The organism is Mycolicibacterium bacteremicum (assembly GCF_002086115.1).
In the GTDB taxonomy this organism is placed as follows: Bacteria; Actinomycetota; Actinomycetes; order Mycobacteriales; family Mycobacteriaceae; genus Mycobacterium; species Mycobacterium bacteremicum.
This window is the reverse complement of sequence record NZ_MVHJ01000053.1, coordinates 1-13325: the sequence shown is the minus strand read 5'-3', so window position 1 is coordinate 13325 and position 13325 is coordinate 1. Positions and strand designations below refer to the sequence as shown.

Genomic DNA, 13325 nt, shown 5'->3' with positions numbered 1-13325 from the left:
GGCCCCGACCGCTGCCCCGACCCCGACCCCGGCGCCGTCGTCGACCGCGTCATGGCAGAGCCCGTATCAGCGTTGGGTGGCCCGGTCGCTGGCTGCCTGGTCCCACGACAGCCTGGGCTGGATCGCCGCGCTGCAGACCTCGGATCGGACCAAGGAACAGTTGGAGGCGTCGTTCCTCGCAATCCGGCGTACCTTTTTCAACCAGGCACCGATCATCGACCCGGTGCAGATCACCGGTGTGCTCGACGGCCCGGTCACCGGAACGCTCGGCGCGTACGACCCCGACGGCGACCGGATGATCTACGTCCTGACCCGCGGCCCCCGGTCGGGCAGTGTGCAGATCAACGCCGACGGGTCCTTCACCTACACCCCCGGTGACGATTTCGACGGGGTGGACGGATTCCGGGTCACCGCGATCGACATCGGCTTCCACACCAACCTGCTCGAGCCGCTGCGCCCGATCGGCAGCACCCCGGTGCGCACGCTGATCAACCAGGGCGCGGTGACGTTCGACTTCGACTACATCGACGGGGCGGAGCACTGGACCGCGGAACGCCGAGCGGAGTTGCAACGCTCGGCCGAGGCGCTGATCCTCTATTTCCGGGTGCTCAAACCCGTCGTCCTGACCTATGCGGTCAAGGGTGAGAACAAACCCGACTCGGACACGCTGGCATCGGCGGGCAGCGATCTTCTCAGTGAAAGCCCGGGCTTCTGGAACACGGTGGTACAGCACAAACTGCTGACCGGAAAGGATGGCAACGGCGCCGCGGTGGACGGTGAGATCGACTGGAATTTCTTCTACCCGTGGGGACTCGGGGACACTGTGGCGGCCGGCGATTACGACTTCCGGTCCACGGCCATGCACGAGTTGCTGCACTCGTTCGGGTTCTTGTCCATGGTCGGGGAGCCCGGTGACAACGACAACAGGTACTGGCTGACCACTGACCGATTCCTGGTGAACGCCAACGGAAGACGTCTGATCGGTCGGGACTACCGATGGGATGACGAAGCCGACGGCTATCTCACCGGCCAGGACGGCGGGCTGTTCTTCGGTGGTCGGAATGCCGTCGCGGCCTATGGCGGCCTGGTTCCGCTGTTCGCCCCGGATCCCTGGTCGGAGGGCAGCTCGGCCAACCACACCGATGATGTGACATTCGCCGGGGACCACCAGTTGATGATGAATGCCCGGACCGACACCGGACCGGGGATCCGGGTGCTCAGCGCGATAGAGATCGGCTTCCTGCGCGATCTGGGTTATCGGATCGTCGACGTCATCCGCTGACGATGCCGCGCAGGATCTCGATCAACTTCACCGGCTGATCACCCTGCACGGAGTGGCCGGCACCCTCGACGACGTGGGTCTGCCGGAAGCCGGGCGCGTTCTCGGCGAATGCGGACGCGTCCTCGTCGTTGACGAAGAAGGACTTCTCCCCGCGCACCAGGGTGGTCGGCATGGTGATCGACGGCACGTCGTCCCACAGCCCCTGGAACGACTCCGGCATGCCCTCGCTGGTGTCGGTGGCGCCCTTGCGGAAGGAGTCGTAGCGCCACGTCCAGGTGCCGTCGTCGAGTCGCTTGGCGTTGTGGAACACACCGCGGCGCAATGATTTCCGATCGCGTCCGGGCGCGGCCGCGACCGTCACGTCGAGCATCGCCGCAAAGCTGGGGAAAGACCGCTCACCCTGGGTCAGGGCGACCGCGCCGAGCTGTGCCTTCGACATCTGTTCGTGCCGCTCCGGGGCGGACGGGGTGACGTCGACGAGTACCAGTTCGGGCACCAGCGCGGGTTCGGTGGCGGCGATCCGCAACGCGGTCAGCCCGCCGAGGGACATGCCGACCACCAACCGGGCATCCGGGGCATGCTCGCGCAGTACCGGTTTGAGGGTCTCGGCGTTGAGTTTCGGCCCGTAGTCGCCGTCGCTGCGCCACGCCGAGCGGCCGTGCCCTGGTAGGTCGATGGCCAGCGCGGGCAGCCCGAGACCCAGGATCACGGTGTCCCAGGTGTGCGCGTTCTGACCACCGCCGTGCAGGAACACCACCTGCGGGCTCTCGTGGCCCCACTTGATGGCGCTGATGTCACCCAGGTCGAGTCGGCCGGCGCGCGGTAGCGGCCCGGACACCCCGGCTTGCTCGGCGTTCTCGGGGAGCAGGGCGAACTCGTCGAGTTCCAGCAGGTCGTCGTCGGCGATGTCGGAGTCGGCCATGGTCGCCGACCCTACTCCGCGGCTACTCGAAGACGCGTGTGGGTGCGGGTGGATCAGCGAAGATGGCGGGCAGGACGAAGGTCTGCAGATATCGGCGAGCAGTCGCCGGCGTGTCCGAACCTGGGACGACGCCCAGTAGTAACGACAGTGCGGTGGTCAGAAGGAATGTCGCGACATCGGCGGGCGCCAGGCCCGGCCGGAAAAGGGTGCCGGAGTGCTCGGCCACGGCGCCGACGATCTCTTCGATCTGCTCGGGCAGTCCGCTCGCGTGCGCCACCAGATGGGCGATGGTGCCGTCCTCGGTCTGCTCCGACAGGGTGCGCAGCAGCGGGTCATGGATGAGCTCGGTGGAGACGATGACCAGACTCTCCACGAGAAGCGTTGCCATGTCCGTGGATTCGGGTAGCCGAGCGAGGATAGCCGCCTGGTGATGTGCGGTCCGACGTCGTACCAACGCCTCGAGCAACTGCTGCCGGTTGGGGAAATGCTGGTACATGGCCGCGCGTGAGTAGCCTGCTCGCGCAGCGATGCTCTCCATCGTGGAGGCTTGGAAGCCCCGATCGAGTATCAGCTCCTCGGCGGCGTCCATCAGCGCGGTCTTCGCTTCGTCGGCGCTCTTCCCGCCCCCGACCGGTCTGCCGCGGGAGCGGCGGGGAGTCGTGGCTGCCACATGACGAGCCTAGTCGCCACCTGCGCGCCGAGGTTTATATAGACAGAACCTACTCCATGTGCATATATTCCTGACGGTCGGCAGCGTTGTCGGCACGGGAGGGGGTCGACAGATGAGGCAGCATCGAGGTGCGCTGATGCCGGTCATCTGGCTCGCAATTGCGTTGTCGGGCATCGTCCTTGTGACTGCGCCACAGGCGGCGGCGACGCCGGCACCGAATGTCGACCGAACCGAGGCGAGCACGGATCCGTCCGGTCCCGACGCAGGCCCGACCGATGCACCACGGACGGCCGGCGCCGAACAGAAGGCCGACAGCGTCGAGCGGGTGGACCGCACGGACAGAGACCGGACACCGCCCCTGGATGCGGACCGGCCGAAAAAGAAGCCGAAGCGGACCATCGAGGCGCAGCGGCACCTGGCGTCCGGGGGAGAGGTTGCCGGGATCGGGCCGGCTGCCGAGGATGGATCCGACACCGGCACCGCGGACCCGGTCGTCTCCGGCCGATCGGCCGAGACGGGGCACCCCCCGCCGGTGGCCGGGACGCCGGAACCGATCGCTGATGACGGTGTGCAGGCGGTGGCGCCCAACCGAACCCGATCACCGTCGCTGGTCAACCTGATCGGGTCGGTTGTGATGAACGTCCTGATCGGCGCCATCCATCTCGCCGACGGACCGCCGGTGCTGCCGCCGGGGTCGACCGTGACGGTCCGGACAGCCAGGCTCGATGTGCCGGTTGCGGGAGGGCGGAACGTCGAGGCCGACTGGTACTTCCCCGAGAATGCCGACCGTTCCACCAGACTCGTGTACCTCCAGCACGGATTCATGGCCAGCGGTCCGATGTATAGCTATACCGCCGCGCGGATCGCCGAGCGGACGAACAGCATCGTGGTCGCGCCGTCGCTCTCGTCGAACTTCTTCGATCCGGCGGCGGCGTGGGTCGGCGGTGCACCCATGCAGCAGGCGATGGCCGAGTTGTTCGTGGGCGATCGCAGGGCGCTCGTGCAGAGTGCCAGCATCGCGGCGGGATTCCCGGTCGTGCTCCCGCAGCAGTTCGCCTTCGTCGGGCACTCGGCAGGCGGCACCCTGGTGACCGCGGCGGCGGGGTACCTGGCGCGCCGGGACGCGCTCGACGACTTGGTCGGTGTGGTGTTGCTCGACGGTGTGGAACCGGCAAAATCGCGGGCGGTAACCGACGCCCTCACTGCCCTGAGCGGGGATCATCAGCGTCCCGTCTACCTGATCTCGTCCCAGCGCTACTTCTGGAGCCGCGGCGGCGACATGGCGGACAAGTTGCAGGCGGCCCGGCCGGGCGTGTTCAACGGTGTTGCCCTGACGGGCGGTTGGCACAGTGACTATCTGCAGGGCGGCAACGCGCTGATCCAGTGGGCCCAATACGCCATCACCGGATTCTCGGCGGACCGCAATGTGTATGCAGCGACCGACATCTCGGTCGGGTGGATCAACGACCTGTTCGCCGGCGCAAAATCCGAGGGCATCTACGGTGCGCCCGGGCAGGCGTTCCCGATCGACACCCCGGCCGGCACCGCGACCGCGACCGTCCTGCCGCTGGCGGCCGCGCAGCGCACACCACTGCAACGCCTGGTCGACGGTTTCTTCACGCTCATCTTCGACTGGGCGGGCCGACACATGTTCGTGTACGAACCGATGAGCTGAGTCCGGGGGTGTGGCCAGGTTCGCGCGCTCAGAGCCGGTGTCGCCGCGCGATGGCGGCCCGGCGTTGCCGCATCGCGGCCAGGCGTTCGGTCGGGCTCATCATCGCGGTGCCGGCAGGCAGCTCGGCGGCCAGCGAGTCGTAGTCGACCAGCCGGGTGTCCAACGCGGCCGGTACGCCGTCCAGCATGTGCCGGTACGTGAGATTGCCCCGGGTGAAGCCCTGGGTGTCCAGCCAGTTGGCCACCCCGGGGTCGCGGTGTGCCAGCACCAAGCGGATACGTCCGTCCGCGTCGACCGCGGTGCGGCTCGGGGTGTAACTGACGGGCCGATACCGGTAATCCATGCTGTTGAAGAAGACGCCCATGTTGGTCAGCATCCACAGCCCGTCGTGGGCGTCGAACTCGACGATCAGCGCCTGCTCGGGTCCGATCTGCCAGTGCATGTTGGCCGCTGCCCGTCCGCGCCGGGCGTCGTCACCGGTCGCCTCGACCGCCGGAAAGCGGTTGGGCTGCTGCGCGTCGACGCCGCCGTGGGTGAACGGGTACTCCGGCCAGTCGCGCATCAGACCGGTGACGAATGCCCCCGCCCACTCCATCGCGGTGGCCATGGTGGCCGGGTCGGGCAACGGCTTGGGCCCATCCATGCCCAGCCGTTCGATCTGCATGCGCGCCGGCTCCTCGTCCCACCGGTCGAATCCCTGCCGGATGAACAGCTTGCGCGAGTGCGCGGTGGTGGGTAGCCAGTTGACCGATCGTGTTGCCCCGCCGATGAACAGCTCGAAGCTACCGTCGGCTTCGATCTCGAGCTGATGGCCGAACAGATTGGCCTCAGGCTGGTCTCCGAACGGCTCGTGCAGCACCCCGGGACCGTCGCGGCGGGCACCCTGGACGGTGATGTTGAAAAACCGTGCGCTGCCCCGGTGCCCGGTGATGCGGTAGGAACTGCGGCCGTCGATCCACGCCTGCTGATAGGTGAAGTCGGCGCAGTCCCCGCCGAGCTTGCGGGTGGGTCCGCTGAAGGCATGCAGGTCGGGGTACTGCGTATCCCGTGTTTCCAACGCCAGATCGAAGGCCTGGCCGAGATTTTGCGTGAGGAACCGCAATGCGTCGACGCGCGCCGCTCCCGACGTCGGGTTGGCGTCCTTGAATGCCAGCTCTCCGGCGGCCTGTAGCCGCGCGCAGAACTGGGCCCAGCCCGCCCGCAGGGCCTCGTCGTCGGGGCCGTCGCCGAATGCCATGTCCGGCTCACCCACCGAGCCCGGTGAGCAATTCGCCGACCGTGCGCATTGCCCGCTGCGCCGCGGGCAATGCGCCCTCGGCATCGATGCGCGGGCCGATCAGTTCCAGGTCGAAACCGTGCCGGTACCCGGCGGCCAGCACGTCGCCCAGGAAGGCCTCGATGGGAATCGCCCCGTCCCCGGGCACGGCTCGGGCGGGCAGCGCGCGGTCCCCGAGCACGTAGTCACTCAGCTGGATCAGCTCGACGCGCGGCAGCGCGTCGAGGACCAGCGTCGGGAAGTCGGCCTCGGCCCAGCAGTGGAAAAGATCCACGCACACACCGATATTCGCGCGCTGCGCCAGGGTAACGGTGTCGCGCAGGGTGTGCGCCAGATGCAGGTCGGCATACAGGGCGGAGGCGTTCTCGATGGCCAGCGCCACCCCCACCTCTCGGGCGTGCGCAACACAGGGGGTGATCGCGGCACAGAAGTCGTCGGCCGCCACGGCCCAGCTGCGCGTCCCACGACCGCCGGTCAACAGATAGATCACCCGGGCTCCCAGCGCCGCGGCGGCGTCGATCACCCGCAGCAGTGCGGCCTGCGCGGGCGCCGGGTCGACGCCATGGCCCCCGAACAGGTGATACACCGCCTCGACGGTGTACCCACCCCTGTCGAGCAGGGGCCCGAATCGTGGATCGAGCAATTGGGTGTCCAGCACACTGAGTCGATGTACGCCGAGTGTCGACCAGTGCGCGGCGAGCTCGTCGAGGTCCGCGCCGTAGAACGTGACGTTGTGCACCGACAACCGCGGGTGGGCCATCTCAGTGCCGATTCTCGATGTCGATACCGAAACGCGCACGGAATGGGGCGAATTCGTCGTGCAGTGCCGCGAGGTCGACACCGATATCGGTCAGTACCGCGGTGGAGTAGCGGAACTTACCGTGCCGGTCACCGGGATTGGCGGCCAGATAGTCGCGCATCGCCGCCGCGGCCGCCGGGGAGAGGGCCCGTCCGCAGAACTCGTGGTAGCGCGCCACCGTGCCGACGGGATCGGCCAGGAAATCCTGGTAGCGCACATGCAGGATGCGCGGGTCGTCCACCATCGGCTCGGACATCGTGTTGGCGATGCTCAGCCGGGTCAGTTCCAGATGTCTGGCCGCCTCGGCGTGCAGGTCGACCGGGCCGACCATATCGGTCATGATGTCGGCCATCATCATCGTCCGGGACGCCGCCACCTGGACGGGGTCGCGATGCAACCACACCAGGTGCGCGTCCGGGTAGGCGGCGAACAACTCCGCAAGCCGGAACCCGTGGAAACCCTTGAGCACCCAGTACTTCGGCTCCCGGCCGTACTGGAACTGCTGCAGCATCGCCCGGTGCAGCCGGTACTGCGCGGCGGCGTCGACCGGCAGGCCGCCGACCACCGTCGGCATCGGCACCCGCCACCAGGCCGTCGGCGTCATCACCCGGAAGTCGAACGCCCAGGTGCGCTCGTCCTCGGGCAGCCCGTCACCGAGCATGTCGTTGTACGGATGGCTGTGGAGCCATCTCGGCATCTTCGCGTTGATCTCCCGCCAGTCGGCATCGGCGCGTTCACGGCGGCCGTCCTCGGACACCGCGGGCGGCGGCGAGGGATACATCACCTCCCAGAACCGCAGCGCGCGGGCATCCGGGTCCACGGACATCAACGCATGCATCAAGGTGGTGCCCGACCGCGGCTCGCCCGTGACGAACATCGGCGCGTCGATGACCTCGTCGGCGATCGGGTAGCGGGTCCGGTCGGCCATCAGCTCGAGCCGGGAGGTCAGCAGCCGATGACACACCGCCACCGCCTGTTCGCGGCCGGCATCGTCGAGTCCGGCGGCGTTGAGATGGTCGACGGCCAGCGCGAAGCGCTGCGGCAGGGTGGCATCGCCGTAATCGGTGCTGCCGACTGCCTTTTCGGCCGTCCGCAGCACCTCGGCGGCATCGATGCGGCCGGTCATGCGGCGGCCGAGCAGAGGCGCAGCAGTTCGTCCTCGGTGGCGCGGACCCGGTCCGCGGATCCGGCGGCATGGCGCAGGCCGGCCATGGCGCTGTAGTCGAGGATCTTGGGCACCCGCAGCCCGGCGTCGACGTAGTCGTTGACCACGCGGGCGACCTGCGCCGGTGTCCCGTGCGGTACGACGGCCAGCACCGCCTCGGGCGGGGTGTCGCGGACGAACTCGGTGATCCGCTCCCGGGTCAGCACCGCCGGGTCGATGTCCTGGAAGCCACGCCAGGCCGGACCCATCGGGTGGTCGAAACCGAAGCCGCGCAACGTATCCGCCGACACCTGCAGCAGGAACGCCTTGACCAGGGGAGCGGACACCACCTCGGCCAGCTCGGCGTCGTCGTGGGCGATCAGGCACACCTGGATGTAACCGGGGGTGATCGCCATCGGATCCCGGCCGGCGCGCTCGGCGGACCTGCGCACTACGGCGAGCATCTCGCCGTAGTGCTCGGGAGTCCAGGCGCCCGCCGGCCACCAGCCGTCGGCGTACCGGCCGGTGATCTCCAGCATGCGCGGGCCGCTGGCGCCGATCCAGATTGGTGGATACCGGCCGTTGAAAGGCTCGGTGTCCAGGCGGGCGTCGTGCAGGGTGAAGAACTCACCGCGGAAGTCGACGGGACCGGTGCTCTCCCACAGCAATCGGATGACGCGCAGCGCCTCCTCGAACCGGCCGACCGGCCGGGCGAAGTCGAAACCGTAGGGCAGGATGTTCTCGCTCTCGCCGCTGCCCAGCCCGAGGATGAACCGCCCGCGCGAGAGGTGGTCCAGCGTCAGGGCGGTCTGCGCCAGCGAGGCCGGGTGCCTGCGGACCGTGTCGACCACGGACGTTGCCAGCGGGACGGTCTCGGTCAGCACCGCCGCCGCGGCGGCCACCGCCAGCCCGTCGAGATGGCGGTGCGGCGACGGCGATGCCGTGGCCAGGTCGGTGAACTCGGGTGTCCAGATCGAGTCCGGCCAGAAGCTGACCATGTGGTCGGGCAGCCATACCGAGTGATAGCGCCCGCTGTCGAGGGCGCCGAGCACCGACAGGTCCAGCGGGAGCGTGGTGCGCAAGAACGCGGCGGGCTGCACTCGCATGCCCGAATGCTAAGCAGTCGCACAGCACGCTGTCAGCGGAACGCCCGGATACGACAAAGGTGCGGTGAGGAGATCTCACCGCACCTCTGCGCGAAAGAAGGTCAGCCCTCGATGAAGGCTTCCAGCTGGGTGCGGGCGACATCGTCGGCCAGCTGCTTGGGCGGGCTCTTCATCAGGTAGGCCGAGGCCGGCAGGATCGGGCCGCCGAGGCCGCGGTCCTTGGCGATCTTGGCCGCGCGCACGGCGTCGATGATGATGCCCGCCGAGTTGGGCGAATCCCACACCTCGAGCTTGTACTCCAGGTTCAGCGGCACGTCACCGAAGGCGCGGCCTTCGAGGCGGACGTAGGCCCACTTGCGGTCGTCGAGCCAGGCGACGTAGTCCGACGGGCCGATGTGCACGTTCTTGTCGTACACCTTGTCGGCCAGCGAGCCGTTGAGGTTGCTGGTCACGGCCTGGGTCTTGGACACCTTCTTGGACTCCAGGCGCTCACGCTCGAGCATGTTCTTGAAGTCCATGTTGCCGCCGACGTTGAGCTGGTAGGTGCGGTCCAGCGTGACGCCGCGATCCTCGAACAGCTTGGCCATCACACGGTGGGTGATGGTGGCACCGACCTGGCTCTTGATGTCGTCACCGACGATGGGCACACCGGCGTCTTCGAACTTCTTGGCCCACTCCGGGTCCGAGGCGATGAACACCGGCAGCGCGTTGACGAACGCGACCTTGGCGTCGATGGCGCACTGGGCGTAGAACTTGTCGGCCTCTTCCGAGCCGACCGGCAGGTAGGAGACCAGGACATCGACCTTGTTGTCCTTGAGCACCTTGACGACGTCGACCGGGTCGGCGTCGGAGACCTCGATGGTCTCCGAGTAGTACTTGCCGATGCCGTCGAGCGTCGGGCCGCGCTGCACGATGATGTCCGTCGGCGGCACGTCGGCGATCTTGATGGTGTTGTTCTCCGAGGCCGAGATCGCCTCGGACAGGTCGAAACCGACCTTCTTGGCATCCACGTCGAAGGCGGCGACGAACTTCACGTCGCGCACGTGGTACGGGCCGAACTTGACGTGCATCAGGCCCGGGACGGTGGCGTTCTCGTCGGCGTCGCGGTAGTAGTGCACACCCTGGACCAGCGAGGACGCGCAGTTGCCGACTCCGACAATCGCGACCCTCACCTCGTTGGGCGCGGTGGTCTCAGACATGGTGTTCTCCTTCTCCTGCTGAAAAATTCCGTGCTGCTTACGGCTGCGGTTCGGGTGGGTTCTGCGCGACGCGTTCGGCCGCGATCAGTTCGTTGAGCCACTTCACCTCGCGTTCGCTGGACTCCAGGCCCAACTGGTGAAGCTGCTTGGTGTAGCGGTCCAGCGAGGTGCTGGCGCGGGCGATCGCCTCCCGCAGGCCTTCGCGGCGTTCCTCCACCTGCCGCCGGCGGCCTTCCAGGATGCGCATGCGTGCTTCGGCCGGAGTCCGGTTGAAGAACGCCAGGTGTACGCCGAAACCGTCATCGGTGTAGTTCTGCGGTCCGGTATCGGCGACCAGCTCGGCGAAGCGCTGCTTTCCCGCGTCGCTGAGCTGATAGACGCGGCGGGCCCGCCGCATCTTCGGGGTTCCGTCCGGTGCCGCGTCCTCGACGATCAGCCCGTCGGCCTGCATGCGTCGCAGCGCGGGGTAGAGCGACCCGTAGGAAAAGGCCCGGAACGCACCCAACAAGCCGGTGAGGCGCTTGCGAAGTTCGTATCCGTGCATCGGCGACTCCAGCAGGAGGCCGAGAATGGCGAGCTCCAGCATCGAATCACCTCCCCCAGACGGTCGACCGCTACGACGGATCGACACCTCGGCGAAGTGTATCGCGCCGATATAACCGACGCTACCCGGGCGTGACTATTCGGCGACCGGCGCGGGCCGCCCGGGTGTCTGGGAGGTGAACGGTCCCGGGCGAGCGAAGCGACGGGGGATAAGGCGTGGGGCGAGCGAAGCGAGGGGGGAAGGCCTGGGCGAGCGAAGCGACGGGGGCTAAGGCCTGGGGCGAGCGAAGCGACGGGGAAGAATCCCTACGGGCTCGGGTAGTTGATCCGCTTGACCGTGGAGTCCCCGTTGAACTCGATATAACCGCTGTTCCCGAACTCCGGGGTGACGTAGATGCTGATCTCGATGCTCTCCGGCGGGGCGGTCATATCCGTGTTCGGGCCGATGCTGACATGCAACGACTTCACCTCGGCCGGATCGATCCCGAGCGTCTCGGGGGCGCCGCGGATCAACCCGACGAAGGTGGGCACGTCGAATGCCGCCAGATCGACCACCCGCGCATCGCTACCGGTGCTCGTCTCCGAGGGATCGTCCCAGCCGCCGCGGTAGCTGTAGCTCAGCACGCGGCGCGGCTCGTTCGGATCGGGCCGCTCCAGCGAGGCGTAGTCGTCGAAGATCGTCAGGTCGTAACCCTTGGTGTCGCCGAACTTCTGCCGCATCTGCTCGAACAGTCCGTTCAGTCCGCCGAGTGACTGCAGCTGGCGGGGCGCGGTCAGCACCGTCGCCGGGATGCCGTCGGCCTTGGCGCCCGGATCGGTCTCGAAGCTGAACGGCGAGGAGGTGTTGCCGTAGAGGCCCCAGCCGATCGCGATGCCGAACACCACCAGTACCGCGGCCGTCGCGACCCGGATTCCCCAGCCCGCACCGGCGCCGATCGCCGGGACCTTGCGCTCGGGCTTGAGGTCGGGCAGTTTGACCGGCGCACTCTCGGTCTGCAGGTCGTTGACCAGGGCCTGCAGATCCCCCAGCGTCGCGGCGCTGGTCGCTGCGGCGACCCGTTGGCGATGTTCCTCCATGGAGAGCTGGCCCTCGCTCAGCGCACTGTCGAGCACCTTGCAGGTGTCGTCACGATCGGCATCGCGTGCCCGGGTCCCCGCAGTCTGACGTGTCGCCACGGAACAAGATCGTAGGGCTCAGCTCGGGTTTTCGACACGCAGAACGCGGCCCGCCGGGTCCAGATAGATATAGCCGTTGGTGCCGGCATCGGTGGACACCCGGATCAGCAGTTCCAGCGCCCCGGGTCCGCCGTCGTCTCCACGGACGTGGTCGACGTCCAGATAGGTGTCCGACACGTCATCGGGGGCGATGCCCAGCGTCGCCGGCGCGCCCTGCCAGGCGGCGATCGCTGCGGGCACGTCGAACGCGGCCAGGTCGACCAGTTCATCGGTATCCGAGCGGGTCCGACTCGACGGCTCGTCCCAGCCGCCCTGGAAGGTGTACAGCAGGCGCTGCTCACCGGCCGGGTCCGGCACCGCCAAATATGCCCGGTTCGGGTTGAAGGCCAGCTCGTAGCCCATGGTGCTGCCGAAACGCTTGCGGATCTCCTCCAGCAGTCCCGACATGCCCTCGACGGTGTTCATGTACCGGGGCACGTTGAGTACCAGCGGCGGCGGTTCGTCCACGGGGGGCACGGCGCCGGAGGTGACCGCCGGTGGGATCAGCACCTCGGGGGAGGCGGCGACGGGCTGCTCGGTCGGGGCCGCGTCCTGCGAACCGGAGAACACCAGCGCGCCCAGGACTCCCAGCCCGACGACGGCCAGGGCGCCGGCGATGACCATATTCTTCCGCCGTCGCGGTTCGCCCCGATCCGATGCGGGCCGGGGCTCGGCATCGTGTTGCAGGTCGGCGGTCAATGCGTCCAGTTCACCGAGCGTGCTGGCCTGCAATGCCGCCGCGATGCGCTGTTGATGCTCGGCCATCGAGAGCTGGCCTTCGCTGTGCGCCGCGTCGAGCAGCCTGCAGGTGGCATCGCGATCGCTGTCCTTCGCCCGTGTTCGCCCTGTCAGTCGTGCTGCCACGACAAGAGATGGTAGAAGTTCGGGCCCCGTCGCGCTGCCGTCGCGCCTCGGTAGCTGCGGGTCCGACGTACTCTGGTGATCGTGCGATTGCAGCGACAGGTGGTGGATTACGCCCTCCGGCGTCGATCCCTGCTGGCCGAGGTGTACTCCGGGCGTACCGGTGTCACCGAGGTGTGCGACGCCAACCCCTATCTGCTGCGGGCGGCCAAGTACCACGGCAAGCAGAGCTCGGTGATGTGCCCGATCTGCCGTAAGGAGCAGCTCACGCTGGTCTCCTGGGTGTTCGGTGAGCACCTCGGTGCGGTGTCGGGTTCGGCCCGCACCGCCGAGGAGTTGGTCCTGCTCGCGACGCGCTACGACGAATTCGCGGTCCATGTGGTGGAGGTATGCCGCACTTGCAGTTGGAACCACCTGGTGAAGTCATATGTGCTCGGATCGCCGCGCCCCAAGGACGGGACGCAACGACCGAAGGGCACTCGGACGGCGCGCTCCGGTGCGCGTACGGCCAGTGAATAGCGAAGGGCGCCACAGCGGTCCGACGGGCGATGCCGAATCTGCGCGGTCCGTCGGCGCCGGGCGCACCCCGAATCCCGGCCCGCCGCCCGGGCCGCCCCGCAGACCACCCGGTCC

General features: G+C 68.0%; 13 protein-coding genes. 3 read left to right on the top strand and 10 right to left on the bottom strand.

The window, feature by feature from the left end:
• Positions 1–1282: Ig-like domain-containing protein (locus BST17_RS29445; RefSeq protein WP_165762367.1), on the top strand; the 1282-nt coding region annotated here is incomplete at its 5' end.
• Here BST17_RS29445 and BST17_RS28200 read toward each other — a convergent pair.
• Together BST17_RS28200 and BST17_RS28195 are read right to left on the bottom strand one after the other, a co-directional pair.
• A complete protein-coding gene (locus BST17_RS28200; RefSeq protein ID WP_083062311.1) occupies positions 1272–2204 on the bottom strand; it encodes an Rv0045c family esterase in 933 nt (310 codons plus the stop codon). The two genes, BST17_RS29445 and BST17_RS28200, sit on opposite strands and share 11 nt — an antisense overlap.
• Before the next feature lie 22 nt (positions 2205–2226).
• Positions 2227–2874 carry a TetR/AcrR family transcriptional regulator gene (locus BST17_RS28195; protein WP_234807869.1) on the bottom strand — a complete coding sequence of 216 codons (648 nt, stop codon included), beginning with the start codon at positions 2872–2874 and terminating at the stop codon, positions 2227–2229.
• 112 nt (positions 2875–2986) lie between these two features.
• Here BST17_RS28195 and BST17_RS28190 point away from each other — a divergent pair, with 112 nt between their 5' ends.
• Entirely contained in the window at positions 2987–4549 is a 1563-nt protein-coding gene (locus BST17_RS28190) for an alpha/beta hydrolase (RefSeq protein WP_083062309.1), read from the top strand.
• Positions 4550–4577: 28 nt separating this feature from the next.
• Here the strand turns inward: BST17_RS28190 and BST17_RS28185 are convergent, their stop codons facing one another.
• The 8 genes from BST17_RS28185 to BST17_RS28150 form a co-directional block, all read right to left on the bottom strand.
• Positions 4578–5786 carry a DUF1214 domain-containing protein gene (locus BST17_RS28185; RefSeq protein WP_083062314.1) on the bottom strand — a complete coding sequence of 403 codons (1209 nt, stop codon included), beginning with the start codon at positions 5784–5786 and terminating at the stop codon, positions 4578–4580.
• Positions 5787–5793: 7 nt separating this feature from the next.
• The gene (locus BST17_RS28180; protein WP_083062308.1) at positions 5794–6585 is read right to left on the bottom strand and encodes a sugar phosphate isomerase/epimerase family protein; all 792 of its coding nucleotides are present in this window, start codon (positions 6583–6585) and stop codon (positions 5794–5796) included.
• A gap of 1 nt (position 6586) precedes the next feature.
• On the bottom strand, positions 6587–7750 hold the full coding sequence (locus tag BST17_RS28175; RefSeq protein WP_083062307.1) for a sulfotransferase family protein: 1164 nt from the start codon (positions 7748–7750) through the stop codon (positions 6587–6589).
• Positions 7747–8874: an LLM class flavin-dependent oxidoreductase gene (locus tag BST17_RS28170; RefSeq protein ID WP_083062306.1), complete on the bottom strand. Its 1128-nt coding sequence runs from the start codon at positions 8872–8874 to the stop codon at positions 7747–7749. Before BST17_RS28170 ends, BST17_RS28175 begins: the two co-directional genes overlap by 4 nt.
• Before the next feature lie 101 nt (positions 8875–8975).
• A complete protein-coding gene (locus BST17_RS28165; RefSeq protein ID WP_083062305.1) occupies positions 8976–10073 on the bottom strand; it encodes an inositol-3-phosphate synthase in 1098 nt (365 codons plus the stop codon).
• A 37-nt stretch (positions 10074–10110) separates the two neighbouring features.
• Positions 10111–10659 carry a PadR family transcriptional regulator gene (locus BST17_RS28160; protein ID WP_083062304.1) on the bottom strand — a complete coding sequence of 183 codons (549 nt, stop codon included), beginning with the start codon at positions 10657–10659 and terminating at the stop codon, positions 10111–10113.
• A gap of 263 nt (positions 10660–10922) precedes the next feature.
• A complete protein-coding gene (locus BST17_RS28155; protein WP_083062303.1) occupies positions 10923–11792 on the bottom strand; it encodes a DUF1707 SHOCT-like domain-containing protein in 870 nt (289 codons plus the stop codon).
• A gap of 18 nt (positions 11793–11810) precedes the next feature.
• A complete protein-coding gene (locus tag BST17_RS28150) occupies positions 11811–12695 on the bottom strand; it encodes a DUF1707 SHOCT-like domain-containing protein (RefSeq protein ID WP_165762366.1) in 885 nt (294 codons plus the stop codon).
• A gap of 81 nt (positions 12696–12776) precedes the next feature.
• Between BST17_RS28150 and BST17_RS28145 the strand changes: the two genes are divergently transcribed.
• Positions 12777–13211 (top strand): DUF5318 family protein, encoded by a 435-nt coding sequence (locus tag BST17_RS28145; RefSeq protein WP_083062313.1) that lies wholly within the window; start codon positions 12777–12779, stop codon positions 13209–13211.
• The last annotated feature ends 114 nt before the right edge of the window (positions 13212–13325 follow it).